Below are 18,417 nucleotides of genomic sequence, written 5' to 3'. Positions count from 1 at the left end.
GTTTCATGGCACAAGTACAATACTATGGGACAGGTCGTCGTAAACATTCGGTAGCACGTGTTCGCCTTGTACCGGGTGAAGGACGCATTGTCATTAACAAACGTGAGATGGACGAATATTTCGGTGTAGAAACACTGAAGATGATCGTAAGACAACCTTTGAACCTGACTGAAAATCTGGGCAACTACGATGTAATCGTGCTTGCACACGGTGGCGGCATTTCCGGTCAAGCTGGCGCAATCCGTCACGGGATCTCCCGTGCATTGCTCAAAGTAGACCCTGAATATCGCGGTGCGCTGAAGAAAGCCGGCTTCCTGACTCGTGACCCACGTATGAAGGAACGTAAGAAATACGGCCTCAAAGCCGCTCGTCGTGCTCCTCAGTTCTCGAAACGTTAAGAATCCCTTGTTATCAAGGATTTCAAGCTCCTGGCCTTTATGGTCAGGAGCTTTTTATGTTTTGGCGGTGTGTTCAGAATTGTATGAAATAAGGCCCATGCAATCGCGCATGGGCCTATAATTTGAGTCTATGACAGACAGGACTCCCGAATTAGAGAAATCTCCGTACTGTGCTTCGATCTGCTTCAAGAATCTGTTCAACATCCCTCATCTGCAATACAAAGTTTCTTTTGGACCAACCATATCGGTACACCAGCTGGTGAAGTTGCAGGGTGAGTTCCCCATCAAAACAGATCAAGTCCCCTCTCGATGTAGATTCTAGATCAAGATTCTTCAATGCATCTAGCTCTATTTCCTCAAACCTTTCTTCCATAGGTACAATCCATTCATGCTGAGTGGATAATGTATTGTGATCAAGACAGACAATAAGCTGATCAGGACCATCCAAGGTGCTGTGGGGATCATAATAAGCAAAGATTACAGGTTCATCTATATTATGGTTCGGTTCCACATGCTTAGCTTTAATTGAAGGTGAATGATACTCTTCTCTCTTTCCAGGTAACATCTCTCCCTCGTACTCACGGCGTAAAATTTGATCAAAGCGTATTTTTGCCATATCTCTGGATACACCAAAAGCCTTTGAAATCTGCTGAATAGCGATATTGTAATTTCCTGATAAACTGTAGGATTGAAGCATGAAAAAGGGCATGGTGGCATAAAGAACAAACTTTTCTGCGTCCTCTTCTTGTGCTTTGATGAATGGAATTGGCAGTACCATTTGATTTCCGGCATGCCTCAACATATGACATAGCTCATGCAAGAAATCGAACCGCTGCTTCATGGGTGTAGTCCGGTTGTCCAATAATACACAGCGTATACCTGACTTGGATTCGTAAGCGCGGCTTTGAATAGGGGCATAATCTATATGAATATCCAGTTCAGCCGATAGCCTTGGAATAGTGATGTCTTCCGGTTGCAGAATGGAATGCTTTATATAGAGCCTTTCTACGAATTGCTCCAAATGTGTTTTTGTATAGTGGATAAACATAAAAAAACCTCCCTAACAAGAATGTATGTTCGTATGTATAGGTATGAGGAATCAGCTCTTGGCTGAAACCACGAGTATTCCCTGCTTTTAGTGGGTATCCGAAGAGTCTGATTTCTTCTTTTCGAGATCTTTGATGAATTGCCAGAAGGTTAACATTTCGCGTTTGCGCTCCTCGGGTGCATCCAGATAATCTTTGAAAAACAACCCATGTTCCGGATTTTTTAGAAAAGCCTCAAATTCGGACATTTCAGAAGTTAGGGGAGCAGCCCCTTCCTCACTCGTTCCGTATGCCAAACGCTCCAATTCTTCGGTAGTTATACCTAATGTACGACAAACTTTAAGGACATTATCTACAGAAGCTCCTCCAACACCCCGCATTAGGATCGACCTCAGCGTAGTATAAGGAATTCCCGCCTTTTCTGAAAAAGCCTTCGTGTTCAGGCCTGTTTCCTCGATTAACCTCTTTAAGACTTCAGCCCGTTGCACATACAGTCCTCCCCAAAATCATCAGTGTATACGCTACTTCGTATTCTTAAGTTTATTGTAGAAGGTTTGAATGAGATTGTAAATATGCATTTTCGTATTATTGCGGATATAAGGCTTGACTTAATGCGAAATTGAGCATAATATGATTAAAAAATACGAAATTGAGTATATTTAAATTGATTTTTGATAGAGGGGGAATAAACATGTGGTGTATAGAGCAGGAGGAAGTGGAACTTCTGGATTCGAATGGTTTGCAAAAACTGCTTCCAGAATATCAAATTTCATTAAAGAGTGTAGAGCAATTATACAGAAGCGCAGATGCGGATGACAAGAAGGTAATCGCCGGAATGGTCAGTGACTGCAAATATGTTATTGAGTGGCTGAGCAGTGGACGGCGGCCGGGGAACACGCGGGGGATTGAACGGCGGGCAGGCTATGAACGGGAAATTCTTTTAGAACCTGTGCGTATGCAGAACTTTACCGCCAGGTTCAATGCAGTCCCTTCTGAAGGACTCACTGAGGATCAACGTTTTCAATTGGAATATGTATTGGGGCTGTTAAGCAGGAGGGAGAAGGAGTGTTACATGATGGCTAAAGGTGAAGGATTCTCGCATGTGGCTATTGCTGATATGCTCCAGATTTCGGCCGGCAGTGTAAGTGAGTATATTCAGCGGGCACAAAAAAAGGTCAGTTCTGTAACAGATGAGTTTATGTCTCTTATCTAAAATTAGCTTTTCAAATTAAATTAATGGGTTTGTCTAGTGAAAGCCCCTAATAAATAGAAAGATAATAACGACGCTGATTCTGCTGATGCCGGAGGGGGAGGTGACTGCAAAGATGGTGAAGCCGTTAGGGGCGATTTGCTGCTTTGAAAGAGAGTTCTAGAGATTGGGGAGGGGCGCAGTGACAATTATTTTATTAATCATGGCGATTCAAAAGTTTCTGAAAGAGCACTTGGCAGATGACATGCTGCCCGTACCACCAGTTCTGCTGGGATATCTACCGCAGAGTAATGCCGGGAAGCCGATATATCCGGTAATTATGATTCGCCCGGCTGAAGGTGAGGGAGATTCAGGTCAAGGGCAAATCCAAATTAAACTACAGTTCGGAACTCAATCCGAAGATGACACAGGATTAATTGATTTGCTTAATATGATGGAGCGGGTACGTAACCTGCTTTTGCGCAAGAGAGTGCTTGAATCCAAATTCGTCATGGACGCCAGCTGGAAATTGAAACTTAACGAGGAGCATCCTGCAGCAGACTGGGGAGGCGAACTTGTAACAACATGGGCATTGCCCGAAATTAGACAGGAGGCACAACGATGAGATTCATTGAAAATAAGGACAATCTCCAAAATGAGCAGGAGCCGGCACGGATCTATTTAGGTCCAAACCTGCGCGGCGGGCTGCTGCTGCAATCTACCGTGTTTCGTTCGGGTATTCCTGCCTATTTGTTGCCGCTGCTGGAAGAACAGCCGGATGTGGCAGAACTGATTATACCGGTTGAACAAATGACGGCAGTGCAGGAACGCATTGTTCAAGCCGGAACAGCTGAATATGCAGTATATCAAAGACTTTTAGGGAAGGGGATTTAAAATATGGCTTTTAAACATGGTGTAACAATTATTGAACAATCGACTTCGGTTCTGGCTCCGACAAAAGCGACAAGCGGTATTCCTTTTGCGGTAGGAACGGCTCCGGTGCATTTGGCTAATGCGGCTGTACCGGTGAATACTCCAGTACTTGTATATAGTTACGCAGAAGCAGTGGCTGCTTTCGGATACAGTGAGGACTGGTCTAAATATACGCTGAGCGAATTAATATATTCTCATTTTGCGTTGTACGAGAAAGCCCCTATGATTCTGGTCAATGTGCTTGATCCTACCACGCATAAGACAACGGTTGCCGCTGCAACGGCTGCTGTAACTAACCGTACTGCAGTCCTTCAGGAAGAAGGAGTACTGCTGCCAACACTCCTTGTTAAATCTTCAGACGGTACATCAACTTACGTATCCGGCAAGGATTATTCAGCTGCTTTTGACGAGAGCGGCCATGTGATGATCACAACAAAGCCTTCTGGCGCTATCGCGGCCAATGTAAATCAACTGACGATCGGTTATGACAAGCTGGATCCGGATGCTGTAGAGGCTGAGGATGTTATTGGGGGCGTGAGCGCCTCTGGGGAATATACCGGTTTCGAACTGGTCCATCAAGCTTACCCGCGGTTTGGTATTCTTCCGGATCTGCTGCTGGCTCCAGGCTGGTCACACTTGTCTGCAGTTGCCGCAGTAATGAAGGCAAAAGCGGGAAATATCAACGGGAATTTCAAGGCGATAGCGCTGACGGATATTGATCCGTCCCAGCCGTATACAGATGCCGGTACGTGGAAAGCGGACAACAGCTACACGGGTCCTCTTCAAATTGCATCTTATCCGATGCTGACTCTGGGGGAGAAGAAATATCATTTCTCTACTCAACTCGCAGGACTTATCGCAGCGACCGATGCCAATAACGGCGGTATTCCTTTTGTATCACCGTCTAACAAGTCCTTGCAAGCGGATGGGACGGTGCTCTCTGATGGGACAAGCCAGTTCCTGGGGATTGATCAGGCAAGCTTCCTTAATAGCACGGGGATTGTAACGGCACTTAACCTTGGAACGAGCGGCTGGAAGAGCTGGGGCAATCATACGGCTGCCTATCCTAGTGCAACAGATCCCAAAGACAGCTTTATTCCGGTTCGCCGCATGTTTAACTGGATTGGCAACAGTCTGATTCTGACCTACATGCAGAAGGTGGATGATCCGATGAACAAGCGGCTGGTTGCCGCAGTTACCGATTCGGTGAACATCTGGCTGAATGGGCTGACGGCTTCCGGAGCACTGCTGGGCGGACGGGTAGACTTCAATGAGTCCGAGAACCCGGTGGAGGAGCTGATGGCCGGCAAGGTTACCTTCCATCTGCATATCACACCACCGGGACCGGCACAGGAGATTTCATTCCTGCTTGAATACGACACAACATACTTAGCTGCGCTGGTAGCGTAAAAGGAGGAGCAAATTATGCCTAAAAGATCTGAAAGAGTTATTGATTATTCAGTATACTTGAATGCCGTCGATTACCTGGGAACAGCAACCGCGACCTTGCCGGAAATTACTTACCTGGTAGATACAATTAAAGGAGGCGGGATTGCCGGAGAAATGGCGGCGCCTTCTCCAGGGTACACGGGAGCGATGAGTCTGGCGCTCAAATGGCGCACGATTGAAAACGCAGCGGCCTCTCTTCTGGCGCCGAAGGTCCATACGCTGGATCTCCGGGCTTCGATTCAGACCTTTGACACGGCAACAAGTGAATATCGTGAGGTACCCTTCAAGGTAACCGTCCGTGCAAGACCGCTCGGCTTGACACTCGGTAATCTGGAGACTGGAGCAGCAATGGATACTACCAACAACTTCTCGGTCAACTATTTGAAGGTCACCCTAGATGGTGTCCAGGTGCTGGAAATTGATAAATACAACTACATTCATAAGGTGCACGATGTTGATTACCTTGCGGCTACCAAAGAGAATCTGGGTCTATAAGGAGAATGCACAATGGGAACAAAAGAACTGGAGGAGGCTGGAGCGGAAGTATATACTTTCGCCCGGCCGGTAACATTTGAGGGCGATACTGTTGAAAGCCTGAGTATCAATTTTGACAAGCTGACCGGTGAGGACATTCTGGTCTGTGACCGGCAGTATCAGATGGAGTCGGCGCGGCAATCCGGCGGGGAATTGATTAAGGAGACCAATAAAGCTTATCAGGCTTATATTGTAGCGAAAGCAGCCGGTGTTCATGTTGGACTAATCCGGGCCCTGCCTGCTAAGGATTTCACAAAACTGACCTTACAGGCACAAAGTTTTTTGCTGCTGTAGGCTGCGGAGACGGCGATGGGATCAAAGACATCGCCGTCTCTTTGGCCATGCTTACCCATACTCCTATTCCTTATTTTCTTGCTTTGTCTTTGGAGGATCTGGGGGATTGGGTAGAGAGGGTGTCGAGGATGAAAGGAAGGAGGTAGCTTATGGCAGGAACAGGAAGTCCAAGCGGAAGTATTAATGAGATTATTGTCCGGCTGAATTTATTGGTGAATCCTGATTTCCGGCGCTCTGTCGGGGAAGCGGAACAGCATATTGAGGATCTGGACCGGGTTCTTAGGGAAATGGCGAGCAGAGGGTACTTTGATGTACTGCGTAGAGAGGCAGAAGATGCAGATGACAGTATAGAGGAGGTAGGCGATAACGCCGGTAAACTCGGTGACAGACTTAAGGATGCATTCAATGAAGTGGATTTCTCCATGCTGCAAAAAGCGGTTGAACCCTTAAAAGCCGTATGGACGGCTGTGAATGATTCTGCTGGGGCAATGGCGCAGCTTCAGGCATCAACTGGATTAACCGCTGCTGAAATGAGCGGAATGAAAGAAATCTCCGATAGGCTGTACAGTCAGAATTACGGTAAGAACTTTGAGGATATCGGTGAAGCGGTTGGAACAGTGAAGCAAGTTCTTGGCCAGACCGGAGATGAACTGGAAAAGACCACGCAGACTGCTATGACGTATCGTGATGTTTTCAAAGGAGATATACCAGGCTCGGTACAAGCAGTTGACGCTATGATGCGTAAATTCGGCATTTCTTCAGAACAGGCGTATAACCTGATGGCCCAAGGCGCGCAGAAGGGGCTGAATACATCCGGTGGGCTTTTGAGTGCTATAGAGATGTACAGCGCTGATTTCAAGAACATGGGATATTCTGCCGACGAGATGTTTGAATTATTGAGCACAGGCATGGATAACGGGGCGGACTCCATTGATGGCGTTGCCGGTATTATGAAGAAATTCGGATCCACGGTGAAAGAGGGCTCGGATTCTGCAAAGGCCGCTATTTACGAGCTCTTTGCTCCTAAGCAGCTGGATCAGTTCAGTGCTGCACTTATCAGTGGCGGGACGAAGTCGAAAGAATTTGCTGAATTGGTAAAGGCTGCAGGAAAAAAAGGGGCCGTTGCTCTTGTTGGCGATCTGAAGGCGGGGGGAGACTCGGCTAACAAAGCAATGCTTCAACTGCAAAAGACGCTGGGCAACGGTGATGCCATCTTCAAAGGGATGGCGGACGGAACCGTCACCGGCAAGGAAGCCATGAATCAGGTTATTCAGAAATTAAAGGCTATTAAAGATCCGGCTCATCAAGCGGCTCTTGCCGGTGCCTTGTTCGGGTCTCAATTTGAGGAAATAGGAAACAAAGCGGTGTTGTCACTTGGACAAACCCGCAATCAGTTCGATATGACCCGGCAGACCATGGATGAAGTGGCTGCGATCAAGGACAATACGCTCTCAGAGCAGTTTGCAGCCATGGGACGGGAGCTGATGTCCGGTCTTGTGGTTCCTCTGGGAGAGAGCGTGATGCCGGCGCTTCAGGGGCTCACTAGCTGGGCGTCAGACAACAAAGAAGTGCTGATGGTGATCGGTCTTGCAGCACCTGCTGCGATGCTGGCCACAAAAACAGTGAAGATTGTCCAGGAATTCTCCAACATCATCAATGCGGCCAGAGGAGCCAGCGGAGCGGCTGGAGGATTTGCCGGTGCGCTAGGGTTGCTGACGAATCCTGTAGGACTGGCTGTAGCAGGTGTGGGATTGGTCACAGCAGGAGTTATAGCGTTCAAAAAGCATCAGGAGGATGCGCGCCTGGAGCTGTTGAACATGGGGGATGCGCTGGATGAATCCTATGCCAATTATACGGGGATTGAGGAGACAACAACCAAAACCCGGGATTTAATTACCGAGCACGATCGGTTGACAGGGAAGATTAAGGACGCAAAAACTCCTGCTGATGAATTGGCAGAAGCCAGACGAAAGCAAAAGCTTGTGGAAGAAGAGCTTATTGCCATGAATCCGAATATTTTGTCTGCAGAAGGCTCCAAGAATGATAAATTCCGAGAACAGATGGGGCTGGTCGGTGACATTGCCGAATCTCGTGAAGATATGGGACGGCGCGAACTGGAGCATGATGCACTTTCATCACAGGCGAAACTGCCTGAATTGGAGGGGGATTATTCAAAGCTAACCCAGGATCTCAAGAAACAAACAGCTTCGTATGAAAAGAACAAGGTGAAGTATAGAGATTATGTTCAACTTCAGGCGGAATACACTGAAATAGAATTAAGCCCTGATAATGATCAGAAAATAGACCGTCTTGCAAATTTTGCTAAAAAAGCTACTCAAGTCACTGGAAAAAACTATGATTATTATGGAGGAACAATTGAGTTTGAAGAAGATTTTAGTAAGCTGGGGAAATCCTTTGATAAAGATAATACCAAAATTAAGAAAACTCAAAGTGAAATAAGCGAAGCTGAAAACAGCTTTATTTCCTACTATAACGCCCAAAAAAAATTGATTGAGCTTGATCTCGGCGGTACCTTGCAAGAGCAAGCGGCAAAGTACAAGGATATGTCCGCAGCTGAACAAGCGCAATTCAATCAGGCCATGACTGATATGATAAATCTTAACGCCGAGGTGGATAAACTGCCTGCTGATAAGAGGGTAAATGTGCAAGTTCTTTGGGAGCAAACCGGACAGATTCCGAACTGGAAACTTACGGACAAGCAGTGGGGCGAAGTCCATAAGTCCATTGAAACCAAAGGAACGCCTAATTCGCGTACTGAAGCTGGCCGAAAGGCAAATTATTTAGCAATTCATGACCCGGGTTTTGAAGGCTATGCTGAAGGCGGCATCGCATACGTTCCCTCTATTTTTGGTGAGGCTGGCCCTGAAATCGCCATTCCCTTAAACCGCAAGCCCCGGTCAAGATCTTTACTCGAGAAGGCAAATGACTTAATGGGGTATAACAATAATTCTGTTAACAATGGGGATATTCATGTAACCTGGGCACCAAACATCACACTCCAGGGTGGGGATAAATCTGTGGTCGAACAGCTGAGAGACGCTTTACGGCAGACAGAGGATGGTTTTGAACGCCGCTTCCAAGCGATGCTCCAGCAGCAGAGGCGGGTGAGCTTCCAATGATCTACCGGACTGTGCAAGGAGATATGTGGGATGGAATTGCTTTTAAGCTATATGGTGATGCGAAGTTCATGACTCTGCTTCTGAATGCTAACCCGGCACATGCGGCAGTCAGTGTGTTCTCCAGCAATCTTGTTCTGAATGTCCCGGAGTTGCCGGCGGATACCTCCAGCTCATTGCCTCCTTGGCGAAGGGAGTGAACCGGATGGAATTAATGCAAGACGCACGCAGAGCAGTACTGGAGCTTCGGTATAACGGGAAGGATGTCACGCTCGATATTGCCAAGTCGTTAACTGACTTTCAATACATTGACGCTGCCTCCGGTTCCCTGGATGATCTTACTGTATCGCTGGAGGACCGGGAGCGCAATTGGCAGGGACCTTGGGCGCCTATTGAAGGAGACCGGCTCATTGCCTCCATCCGAACTGTCAATTGGGGGAAGCCGGGGGAGATCAAGAAGCTGCCGCTGGGAAGCTTTGAGGTGGACAGTATTGACTTTAACGGTCCCCCTGACACGATATCCATTAAGGCGGTTTCACTTCCCATCACCTCCGAGATTCGGATGCAACGCAGCTCGCGCAGCTGGGAGAAAACGAATCTGAAAACGGTAGCCGCTCAAGTTGCCAAACGCGCTAACCTGAAATTAATTTATGAGGCACAGGACAATCCTTCTTATGAACGTCTGGAGCAGTCGGAGATGTCGGACCTGGCCTTTTTGCTGGACACGGCTACTCAGGAGGGCATCGCCATTAAAGTATCCGGTGGAAACCTGGTTCTTTTTGATGAAATGGAATATGAACAAAAGCCTGCGGTCGCGACGATTGTACGCGGGGAGACGAATGTGACAGGGTACAGCTTTGCCCTAAATACTGCATACGCAGCTTTCCGGGCCTGTACGGTTACGTATACGCCTTCCCAGGGCAAAGAGTCTCTCAAGGCTACTTACACACCAGAGGGCGCGCCGAAGGGTGGTCCTGTGCTTAAGATCAATGAGCAGGTCGATAGCCAGGCAGATGCCTTGCGGCTAGCCCGCAAAAAGCTGCGGGAACGCAATAAAGAAGGCGGAAAAGGCACCCTGACCCTCATGGGAGATATGCGGATGGCGACAGGGTTAACCGTTAACATCAAGGGCTGGCAGCGCTTTGACGGGAAATACATCATAGAATCCGCCAGACATTCGATTGGAAGCAGCGGTTACACAACCAGTCTGGAAATTCGCAAAGTATTGGGGTGGTAGAGTTGATTTTTATTGGCAGGGTGTCCACAGCAAATTTGGCGGCGGGAAGTGTCAGGGTTTCTTTTGCAGACCGTGATGATATGGTTTCTGGCGAATTGCCGGTTCTCACACCAGGCGGTTGGGGAAGGGGCAATGCGATACCGTTGCCGGGTGAGAGAGTGCTGTGCGTTTTTTTGGATAACGGGCGTTCGGCAGGGTTTTGCTTGGGAACGTACTTTGCAGAAGATGATCAGCCTACAGGCAGCAAGGATCAGCGGGGGGTATGGTTTGAGGATGGCAGTTATGTCTATTATGACCGTTCCGCCAAAAGACTGAATGTTAAAGGTGGGGGCGGGGTGCGGATCGAGGGAGATCTGACGGTCACAGGCAAGGTGTCGGCCAGCGCATTTAATGATGGAGGGGGAGGCGGAAGCGGATGAGCAGTACGGGGAAGCAAAACCAGGGACAAGAATACAAAATGAACAAGATTGGCAGCTTAGGGCCGGTCGTTTTTGTCGTGGCCGAGGGGGCGATTCGCACCATAGATGAATTCAAGCGCAGCAGCTCCAGCCGGTGGGCACAGCATGAAATCATCGGGAAGAAGCCCAAAAAGGAATTTCTGGGACCGGGGGCAGATTCGGTGTCGTTCTCTGTTCACTTCTCGGCGGCGCTGGGTCTTAATCCGCGGAAAGAGCTTGACAGGCTTACCGAGCTGGACCGTGCCGGCAAAGCGATGCCGTTAATCATAGGACGTAAGAATGTGGGGGTTGGACTGTGGGTGATCAGCGGCTTGTCCCAGGATTGGAACCGGCTGGACAGCATCGGCAATGTGATAGACGCACAGGTCACGATCTCACTTGAGGAGTATGTGAAATGATGTATACCGTAGATATGACACAGCCCACCCAGATCAATTTCAGTCCGGTAACGGTAGAGGAAGAGGTCGCTCAAAATATTCGGATGATTCTTGCTACTCCTTGGGGCAGCGCTCCCTTAGCCCGGGAGGTTGGCGTGGACTACTCGATTATTGATGAGCCTGCCTTCATCGCTGAATCCCGCCTGACTGCAGAAATCATCGCAGCTATTACAGAACAGGAACCGCGGGCCATGGTAGCCGATGTTTCTTTTCCCAAGGATATAGAAGATTCACTTAACGGCAGTGTGGCAGTTGTAGTGAAATATACTCTGGCAGAGGAGGAATAAGAATTGGAATATGCTGAATTACCGGAAATTCTCTTTGCGGAACAAGATGCAGCAGCCATTCACCAGAATATGATTACTGTATATGAAGGCCTTGCTGGCCGAACCTTGCAGCCCGCCGATCCGGTGCGACTCTTTTTGTCTTCGCTCGCAGCGGTCATTATCCAGCAGAAGGTGCTTATCAATCAAACGGCAAAAGGGAATCTGCTGCGCTATGCTTCCGGGACGCTCTTGGATCATATGGGAGCTTTTCAAGGTTCGAAGCGGTTAAAGGCGTCGGCAGCTATCGTAACCCTTCAGTTTGTTTTGTCCATTCCGCTGGCTTCAGCGACTTCGATTCCTGCGGGAACGCGCGTTGGGGCGCAGGGCGGCAATGGTTCAATCTATTTTACAACTACTGAGTATCTGGAAATTCCGGCGGGAGAGACTGCAGGGATAGTAGCGGCACAATGTTCTGACTCCGGAACGGTAGGAAACGGGTTCTTGCCCGGACAGATTAATGTTCAGATGGACCCTTTGCCTTTTGTTCAATCTATAACCAATTTGACAGTCAGCTCCGGTGGAGCCGCTGCAGAAACGGATGAAGCTTTTAAGGAGCGTATCCGCCTTGCACCAGAATCTTATTCAACGGCTGGTCCACAGGGAGCTTATGAATTCTGGGCCAAGTCCGCGTCCTCTGCAGTTATGGATGTTCATGCCTACTCTCCGGCACCAGGCCGTGTAACTGTTGTTCCCTTACTTGCAGAGGGACAGATTCCCGGCGAGGATGTACTGAATTCTATCGCCGAGACCTTGGAAGGCCGGGGGATCCGGCCACTGACAGATCTGGTAACCGTGAGCGCTCCACAACCAGTAAGCTTTAACACTGCGGTAACCTATTATATTAGCCGCAGCCGGGCAGCGGAGGTACCGGCTATCCAGGCAGCGGTATCAACGGCAGTTGCTGCTTATCAGCTCTGGCAGCGTTCGAAGCTGGGCCGGGATATTAACCCATCTGAGTTAATTGCCCGCGTCATGGCTGCGGGGGCACTGCGGGTGGTGGCGTCAGCACCTGTCTATACGGCTCTGTCTGCTACCCAGATTGCGCAGAGCGGCACAACGACAATCACTTATGGAGGGTTGGCAGATGATTAAGATTCAGACCGTAAGCCTGGTTGATCTGCTGCCTGTTCCGATTCGTAATGATCCTGCTATGGCCGCGGCTGCGGCTGCACTGGATATACAGCTGCAAGAGACATATCGTATGATTGCCGGCCTGGACATATTCGGGCGGTCAGCCGAGTGGACCAATGAGGAGACAGATGAACTGGCGTGGCAATTCAGCCCGCCGTATTATGATCCGGATCTGCCTTTGGAGCAGAAACGGCTGCTGATCCAAAATGCCATTCCATTTCACAGGCACAAAGGTACAGCCGGAGCGGTAGAGGATCTGATTGCGATCTTGTTTGGCCAGGGAGCCGTCGAAGAATGGTGGCAGTATGGCGGTGACCCGCATCATTTTCGGGTGGTCACCAATAATGCTGATGTGACTGCGGAGCGGGCGCAGGAGTTCATTGCCGCCGTTGATGCGGTCAAGCGGCTGTCAGCTGTGCTGGACAGCGTCACCATTTCACAAGCGGAGCAGCTGCCTTTTTACTTCGGCGGCTTTCTACATTTCGGGGAACACATTACGATTTAGGGAGGGAAACATGTGGCAGTATTTGGAGGCATGACATTAACGAATAAAGGATTGGTACTACAAGGGAAAGCGCAGGCGGGGATACAGCTCAATTACACCAGGATCGCGATTGGCGACGGATCGCTTAGTGGACAATCGGTACCCGCACTTAACACGCTGATATCCCCCAAGAAAAGCTTGCCGGTTGCCCGTCTTCAGATGCAACCGCCTAACAAAGTGATTATCGGCACGACGCTTTCTAACGCCGATGTCACCACAGGCTTTTATTTCCGGGAGGTTGGGGTATTTGCTCAAGATCCGGATGCCGGGGAGATCCTGTACGCCTATGCCAATGCAGGAGTGACAGCGGATTATATCGCGCCCGGCGGTGGAACAGATATCATCGAGAAGGCTTTTGACTGCGTCGTTGTCGTTGGGACGGCGGCCAATATTACAGCGAGCATTGATGACTCACTGATTTTTGCATTACAAAAGGATCTGGATGCCGTATCAGCATCGAAGGTGGATAAAATATCCGGCAAGGGACTGTCCGCCAATGACTACACAACGGCTGAGAAGAATAAGCTGGCTGGGATCACTGCTGGAGCAGGCGGCGCCGGATCTGCATCAGATGCGGTTATAGGCAACCGGACGATATCTGATACCACAGCTCCGGCAGGAGACACTGGCACGATTACATCCCTGTTCGGCGGGCTGGCCAACATGATCAAATCCATTACAGGTAAATCTTCTTGGCGGACTGCGCCGGCGACTACGCTAGAAGCGGCTAAGACTCATGCCGATGATGCGACCCGGCACCTTACGGCGGCGGAGCGGACGGCTTGGAATGCTAAGGAGACAACGGCTGGAGCGCAGGCTAAGGCAGACGCGGCTCAGGCTGCTGCAGCAACGGACGCAACCACGAAAGCGAACGTTGCCCAGGCAGCGGCTGCGACGGATGCTGCGGCTAAGGCAAATACCGTCCAGGCCAATGTAACTAGCCATACAGCAAATACAACAGTTCATATCACCGCAGGAGAGCGGACGGCGTGGAATGCCAAAGCTAATAAGTCTGACATTCCTACAAGCTTACCGGCAAGTGGAGGAAATGCGGATACAGTTGACAATTACCATTTAAACCAAGATGTGCGCACCACCGCAAGTCCAAGTTTTAACGGAATGACTATAAAAGACCCTACCAATACTTATGAACACAAGCTAGAAATAACACCTTATGCTGATTTTATATCACCATATTCTATAGGATTTCGGAATGTAGACGGAAGTGCGCAAGTTATTCATGTGGGCAGTTTAGTAGTTTCTGAGTCAGGGTTGGATGTTGGGACACAACCTGAAAAAGGAGCATTAATACAAGGAGTCATTGAAAGTAGAGTAGAGCAGGGGACCGCGCCGTTTGCTGTTGCCTCTGCAACTCAAGTAGATAAGTTAAATGTTGAGTACCATGGCGGGAAACGGGTAAATGAACTTGCCTTACTAGATGCGCCCAATTTTACAGGGGTACCAAAAGCACCTACAGCCCCGGCAGGAACCAATACGACCCAATTAGCCACGACAGCCTTTGTGGAATCTGCACGGCAGGCTCTGGTAACAGCTGATGCTCTTAAAGCACCATTGGCAAGTCCGGCTCTGACCGGAGTGCCAACAGCCCCAACAGCTGCGGCTGGAAACAACAGTACTCAGTTAGCGACAACCGCATTTGTTGCGGCGTTAGGTGCTCTAAAGTTAAATGCTAGCGCCTATACTGCTGCTGATGTACTTGCGAAATTATTGACAGTGGATGGGGCGGGGAGTAGCCTGGATGCTGATTTACTCGACGGCAAACAACTTACCGATGTGGTGCAAGGTACGCTTGCTTATGCAGTCACAACTGGCACCGCGGCAGCCCTTGTTGCCTCAATCACTCCAGCCCCGGCTGCTCTCTCCGCAGGGCTACGGGTATCTATCAAAGCCCATTTAGCCACAACAGGTGCGTTTACACTCAATCTTAACGGGTTGGGGGCCAAGCCCATCAAAAAGTCAAACGGTAATAACCAGCCGTTAGTACAGGGCGGGGTGTACACGATCATCTATGACGGCTCGGCTTTTATCTTACAGGGTGAAGGAGGTGAGTATGGAACGGCCGAAGCGGCACAGGTGCTAACCGGCTATACTGTTGGGAGAGACTCCGGTGTGGTTAGCGGCGCAATGCCCAACCGGTCGGCAGAAAATCATCACATACCTGCATTGCAATATACTGTTTGGACAGGCGACAAGGTTTTCTTACAGCCGCCTAGTGGTTGGTATAGCGGAGAATCATGGGTAGTTGCCCCTGCTACTGATATACAACCATACAATATTCCAACAGACAAGAATATCTTGGGTGTTCAAGGCACTATGCCACGGCAAGGCGCATACACAACACCCGCATCAACCGCTTGGGATGGCAATTACATGTATGTACGTATACCGCAAGGAGCTTATCAAACTGTAAGCGGATCAGGATATCCGGAAATTCAACTATCGGCTGCCCAAGCACGAGCAGATGGTAATATTGTACCGGGCAATATTCGCGCTGGGGTTTGGGTATACGGACAGCTCGGGACGCTGGTGCCAGATAACTCTGGGGTGATGGAACTTAATTATGATCTCTATCCAGGAGCTTGGGTCACTGGCACATGGGATATACTTACTATCCCAGCCTGTAGGAAATTTATGTTTGGTACTATGGGTATACAGGACCTCTCATCATCGCTATATACCTATGCCACAGATGGGGCTGTGGAACTTTATCTCCAACTCGTAGACAATCAGGGGGTTGTTGCGAACTTCCTGTCCGTTTTGTGGGTAAATACTAGACGTGATATAACCGCTATATTTTTTAATGCTGCTGCCCGAACGATAACAGTTGGTTGTTCCAATGGAAGTGGAGGTAATCTCAGAACAACTGTTAATTTGCCAGGGAATTTTAATGTTAATGCAGCAACTAAACTACGCTGGCAATGTATCCAAGCAGGTAGTACAAGCCCATATTCGGGATGCAGGCTCAATGGAAACATACTATATGCGTAAATGATAATATAATTTGGGGACTCAAAATTCAAAGGAAATTTCCTCAAAAACTGTGAGTGAGAGCTGAAAGAGAGTATTTTACAACCCATAGCTTGTTACGGCGCACTATTTCCCAAAGAAAGAAGGGAGGCTAAGGGCTTCAGGCATACCAACGGTACACGACCGAGTCATACAAATGGTAATCGAAATCGTTATTGAGCCAGTCTTCGGAGCAAACTTCAAAGATGTATCCTTTGGGATTTCGGCCGAAGCGATGTGCGAATTAAGCCCTTAATCGAATCCGAAAAGTCTTCGACCACAAAGGAAATTGGGTAGGTTATATCGATTTTTAGGCTAATTCGACAGTATAACATTTCATAGAGAGGAGCGAGGGAATGGACAGCAGTGAAGTATAAAACAAAGGAAAATAGCTTCCACTTACAGACAAGTATGGTTCGGCCTATATCGTAGCACTGATTCTGCTGGTCATAATTATTACACTAGTTCGATCCATCGTAAGGGGGAACCTGGTACCGCGTGAACTGCTGGATCGATCCGAAGAAGACCGGGACAGGCTGCAAGCGATTCTGGATAAAGAGCGTTCCGATTTCATGGCACCGACGCTTGAAGTACTGCAGAGACTCATAATTGACCAAAATGCCGTAAACGGCAGTGGTGAGGATAAGGGCGGAAACCGTTTTAAGTCATTGGATCAACGACTATTCCCCCGTACCGTGCCAAAGAGAGAACTGGACCAAGCATCAGATAGGATTACAGTCTCTATTGGTAACTATAAGGATACTTCCAAGGAAATTCAGGACGAGATCTTAAATAACAGATTTGCTGAATTTTTAATTTATGATCGGGGTGCAGACAATGAGGGGCATTGATTACGTGCTGTTAATTGCATATGGTATTTCATTCGTTTGTGCGATGCTGCTTATGGCCGCGCTTTTTTTGTACTTCCGCAAGAGGTTCCGGGCGAGAGTAGTCAGCCTGTTCATGCTGGCAGCATTCTTTTTCCTGGGTGCTTATACCTTCAAAATGGCTATCGCCTTTTGGATTCGGGTTTCGAACATCTCTGGCGGAGATGCTGTGAATACTGCACTCATGTCCATGTCCTGGGCAGTGGCTCAAACTGGCACAACATTAGGCTTGGTGATTTTAACATTGCTTATGTATACTCGGCGGCAGGATCTGTTTATGGTTATTCCAACGGCCTTGTTAAAGGAAGAGAACTGCGATGTTGACGCTTGAACAGATAGAGCTTAAATCATAGTTCCGGTTAGATCGATTGGATCTCCGGCAACAGCTATGACTTTTATAGGGTGATGACGATACATCGAGCAGGACCATTCAGTAAGATTCCTTCCGACTATAACAGCAGGATCATTTTGTCCCGCAAATGATCAACTTAATCCGCACCCAAACCTCCATCCAAAACTTTCGCCCAAAATGGATAAAACCATTGTGCATCCGCCCCATATGCCTTATACTATTCCATATAAGAATAGTTGGAATTAGCGGAAGCCTGATGTTTTATGAAATATCCGGATGGAGGAAACTGAGATGAACCTGCTCGAGAAAGAGGATTTAATCAAAGTTAAAGCGGAAGAGCTGGAGAATGCTACTCCCGAGGAGATTATCCGCTGGGCGGTGGAGACTTTTCCTAATATAACCTTTGCCTGCAGTTTTGGAGCGGAGGATGTGGTGCTGGTGGATATGATCCAGAAGGTGAGTCCCTCGACAGATGTGTTCTATCTGGACACGGATTATCATTTCAAGGAAACTTATGAGACTAGAGATATCATGGCCGAGAAGTACGGCATGGAGTTCGTACGTGTGTCTCCACAGATTACGGTAGAAGAGCAGGCGCTTCAGTACGGGGAGTCTCTATGGAACAGTGATCCGAATCAGTGCTGCGCCATTCGTAAGGTGGAACCGCTGACCCGTATTCTCTCACAATACGACGCTTGGATTACCGGCATCCGCCGGGATCAGGCACCTACCCGTGCTAATTCCAAAAAGGTAGAATATGATAACAAATTTGGACTCGTCAAGTTCAATCCGATTGCCAACTGGACTACAGAGGATGTATGGAATTATATCCGCGAGAATGAGGTAGTGTATAATCCGCTTCATGACCGCAATTTCCCGAGCATCGGCTGTGAACAGTGCACCCGGGCGGTTATGCCTGGTGAAGATCCGCGTGCGGGTAGATGGTCCGGTTCGGACAAGACAGAATGCGGATTGCATAAATAAGATACGCCTAAATAAGTATCGCTTAGATATGATCACTAATTTATCCGCACTAAG

General features: G+C 48.6%; 21 protein-coding genes. 19 read left to right on the top strand and 2 right to left on the bottom strand.

Annotated elements, in window-relative coordinates; all coding sequences use genetic code 11:
• Window positions 1-5: 5 nt before the first annotated feature.
• Window positions 6-398 carry a 30S ribosomal protein S9 gene (rpsI, locus tag NST43_RS27585; RefSeq protein ID WP_039298720.1) on the top strand — a complete coding sequence of 131 codons (393 nt, stop codon included), beginning with the start codon at window positions 6-8 and terminating at the stop codon, window positions 396-398.
• Window positions 399-549: 151 nt separating this feature from the next.
• Here rpsI and NST43_RS27580 read toward each other — a convergent pair whose 3' ends face one another.
• Window positions 550-1,446 (bottom strand): ImmA/IrrE family metallo-endopeptidase, encoded by an 897-nt coding sequence (locus NST43_RS27580; protein ID WP_339220552.1) that lies wholly within the window; start codon window positions 1,444-1,446, stop codon window positions 550-552.
• Window positions 1,447-1,533: 87 nt separating this feature from the next.
• The gene (locus tag NST43_RS27575) at window positions 1,534-1,932 is read right to left on the bottom strand and encodes a helix-turn-helix transcriptional regulator (RefSeq protein WP_339220551.1); all 399 of its coding nucleotides are present in this window, start codon (window positions 1,930-1,932) and stop codon (window positions 1,534-1,536) included.
• 161 nt (window positions 1,933-2,093) lie between these two features.
• On the opposite strand from NST43_RS27575, the gene NST43_RS27570 reads away from it, so the two are divergent.
• The 18 genes from NST43_RS27570 to NST43_RS27485 all read left to right on the top strand — a co-directional run bounded on the left by NST43_RS27570 (window position 2,094) and on the right by NST43_RS27485 (window position 18,363).
• Window positions 2,094-2,657: a sigma factor-like helix-turn-helix DNA-binding protein gene (locus NST43_RS27570; RefSeq protein ID WP_339220549.1), complete on the top strand. Its 564-nt coding sequence runs from the start codon at window positions 2,094-2,096 to the stop codon at window positions 2,655-2,657.
• A 178-nt stretch (window positions 2,658-2,835) separates the two neighbouring features.
• Window positions 2,836-3,258 (top strand): hypothetical protein, encoded by a 423-nt coding sequence (locus NST43_RS27565; RefSeq protein WP_339220548.1) that lies wholly within the window; start codon window positions 2,836-2,838, stop codon window positions 3,256-3,258.
• Complete coding sequence (locus NST43_RS27560) at window positions 3,255-3,527, top strand: hypothetical protein (protein WP_339220546.1); 273 nt, start codon at window positions 3,255-3,257, stop codon at window positions 3,525-3,527. The genes NST43_RS27565 and NST43_RS27560 overlap by 4 nt, the downstream gene beginning before the upstream one ends.
• A gap of 3 nt (window positions 3,528-3,530) precedes the next feature.
• Window positions 3,531-4,976, top strand: coding sequence for a phage tail sheath C-terminal domain-containing protein (locus tag NST43_RS27555; RefSeq protein ID WP_339220544.1), 1,446 nt, complete (start codon window positions 3,531-3,533; stop codon window positions 4,974-4,976).
• Between the two features lie 15 nt (window positions 4,977-4,991).
• Window positions 4,992-5,510: a phage major tail tube protein gene (locus tag NST43_RS27550; protein WP_173140502.1), complete on the top strand. Its 519-nt coding sequence runs from the start codon at window positions 4,992-4,994 to the stop codon at window positions 5,508-5,510.
• Window positions 5,511-5,522: 12 nt separating this feature from the next.
• Window positions 5,523-5,843 (top strand): phage tail assembly protein, encoded by a 321-nt coding sequence (locus tag NST43_RS27545; protein WP_339220543.1) that lies wholly within the window; start codon window positions 5,523-5,525, stop codon window positions 5,841-5,843.
• A gap of 149 nt (window positions 5,844-5,992) precedes the next feature.
• Window positions 5,993-8,983: a phage tail tape measure protein gene (locus NST43_RS27540; RefSeq protein ID WP_339220541.1), complete on the top strand. Its 2,991-nt coding sequence runs from the start codon at window positions 5,993-5,995 to the stop codon at window positions 8,981-8,983.
• Complete coding sequence (locus tag NST43_RS27535; protein ID WP_339220539.1) at window positions 8,980-9,180, top strand: tail protein X; 201 nt, start codon at window positions 8,980-8,982, stop codon at window positions 9,178-9,180. The genes NST43_RS27540 and NST43_RS27535 overlap by 4 nt, the downstream gene beginning before the upstream one ends.
• Before the next feature lie 5 nt (window positions 9,181-9,185).
• Complete coding sequence (locus tag NST43_RS27530; RefSeq protein ID WP_339220538.1) at window positions 9,186-10,217, top strand: contractile injection system protein, VgrG/Pvc8 family; 1,032 nt, start codon at window positions 9,186-9,188, stop codon at window positions 10,215-10,217.
• A 203-nt stretch (window positions 10,218-10,420) separates the two neighbouring features.
• Window positions 10,421-10,636: a hypothetical protein gene (locus NST43_RS27525; protein ID WP_339220536.1), complete on the top strand. Its 216-nt coding sequence runs from the start codon at window positions 10,421-10,423 to the stop codon at window positions 10,634-10,636.
• Entirely contained in the window at window positions 10,633-11,073 is a 441-nt protein-coding gene (locus NST43_RS27520; RefSeq protein WP_254075729.1) for a phage tail protein, read from the top strand. The genes NST43_RS27525 and NST43_RS27520 overlap by 4 nt, the downstream gene beginning before the upstream one ends.
• Window positions 11,070-11,399, top strand: a complete 330-nt coding sequence (locus NST43_RS27515; protein WP_339220533.1) for a GPW/gp25 family protein — start codon at window positions 11,070-11,072, stop codon at window positions 11,397-11,399. Before NST43_RS27520 ends, NST43_RS27515 begins: the two co-directional genes overlap by 4 nt.
• Before the next feature lie 3 nt (window positions 11,400-11,402).
• On the top strand, window positions 11,403-12,530 hold the full coding sequence (locus tag NST43_RS27510; protein ID WP_339220531.1) for a baseplate J/gp47 family protein: 1,128 nt from the start codon (window positions 11,403-11,405) through the stop codon (window positions 12,528-12,530).
• Entirely contained in the window at window positions 12,523-13,074 is a 552-nt protein-coding gene (locus NST43_RS27505; RefSeq protein WP_339220530.1) for a phage tail protein I, read from the top strand. Before NST43_RS27510 ends, NST43_RS27505 begins: the two co-directional genes overlap by 8 nt.
• A 12-nt stretch (window positions 13,075-13,086) precedes the next feature.
• The gene (locus NST43_RS27500) at window positions 13,087-16,122 is read left to right on the top strand and encodes a hypothetical protein (protein ID WP_339220529.1); all 3,036 of its coding nucleotides are present in this window, start codon (window positions 13,087-13,089) and stop codon (window positions 16,120-16,122) included.
• 590 nt (window positions 16,123-16,712) lie between these two features.
• Entirely contained in the window at window positions 16,713-16,991 is a 279-nt protein-coding gene (locus tag NST43_RS27495; RefSeq protein ID WP_339220527.1) for a hypothetical protein, read from the top strand.
• Window positions 16,992-16,995: 4 nt separating this feature from the next.
• Entirely contained in the window at window positions 16,996-17,358 is a 363-nt protein-coding gene (locus tag NST43_RS27490) for a hypothetical protein (protein ID WP_339220525.1), read from the top strand.
• A gap of 312 nt (window positions 17,359-17,670) precedes the next feature.
• On the top strand, window positions 17,671-18,363 hold the full coding sequence (locus tag NST43_RS27485) for a phosphoadenylyl-sulfate reductase (RefSeq protein WP_339220523.1): 693 nt from the start codon (window positions 17,671-17,673) through the stop codon (window positions 18,361-18,363).
• Window positions 18,364-18,417 lie beyond the last annotated feature (54 nt).

The organism is Paenibacillus sp. FSL H8-0332, assembly GCF_037963835.1.
GTDB lineage: Bacteria > Bacillota > Bacilli > Paenibacillales > Paenibacillaceae > Paenibacillus_AQ > Paenibacillus_AQ rhizoplanae.
The sequence above is the reverse complement of the archived record's forward strand: the minus strand, read 5'-3'. Positions and strand labels throughout refer to the sequence as shown.

Excerpts from the sequence above, each read along its gene's own strand:
- NST43_RS27520 (WP_254075729.1), top strand. The coding sequence starts at position 10,633 with ATGAGCAGTACGGGGAAGCAAAACCAGGGACAAGAATACAAAATGAAC.
- NST43_RS27540 (WP_339220541.1), top strand. The coding sequence starts at position 5,993 with ATGGCAGGAACAGGAAGTCCAAGCGGAAGTATTAATGAGATTATTGTC.
- NST43_RS27485 (WP_339220523.1), top strand. The coding sequence starts at position 17,671 with ATGAACCTGCTCGAGAAAGAGGATTTAATCAAAGTTAAAGCGGAAGAG.
- NST43_RS27555 (WP_339220544.1), top strand. The coding sequence starts at position 3,531 with ATGGCTTTTAAACATGGTGTAACAATTATTGAACAATCGACTTCGGTT.
- NST43_RS27545 (WP_339220543.1), top strand. The coding sequence starts at position 5,523 with ATGGGAACAAAAGAACTGGAGGAGGCTGGAGCGGAAGTATATACTTTC.
- NST43_RS27560 (WP_339220546.1), top strand. The coding sequence starts at position 3,255 with ATGAGATTCATTGAAAATAAGGACAATCTCCAAAATGAGCAGGAGCCG.
- NST43_RS27505 (WP_339220530.1), top strand. The coding sequence starts at position 12,523 with ATGATTAAGATTCAGACCGTAAGCCTGGTTGATCTGCTGCCTGTTCCG.
- NST43_RS27530 (WP_339220538.1), top strand. The coding sequence starts at position 9,186 with ATGGAATTAATGCAAGACGCACGCAGAGCAGTACTGGAGCTTCGGTAT.
- NST43_RS27515 (WP_339220533.1), top strand. The coding sequence starts at position 11,070 with ATGATGTATACCGTAGATATGACACAGCCCACCCAGATCAATTTCAGT.
- NST43_RS27550 (WP_173140502.1), top strand. The coding sequence starts at position 4,992 with ATGCCTAAAAGATCTGAAAGAGTTATTGATTATTCAGTATACTTGAAT.
- NST43_RS27535 (WP_339220539.1), top strand. The coding sequence starts at position 8,980 with ATGATCTACCGGACTGTGCAAGGAGATATGTGGGATGGAATTGCTTTT.
- NST43_RS27580 (WP_339220552.1), bottom strand. The coding sequence starts at position 1,446 with ATGTTTATCCACTATACAAAAACACATTTGGAGCAATTCGTAGAAAGG.
- rpsI (WP_039298720.1), top strand. The coding sequence starts at position 6 with ATGGCACAAGTACAATACTATGGGACAGGTCGTCGTAAACATTCGGTA.
- NST43_RS27495 (WP_339220527.1), top strand. The coding sequence starts at position 16,713 with ATGGCACCGACGCTTGAAGTACTGCAGAGACTCATAATTGACCAAAAT.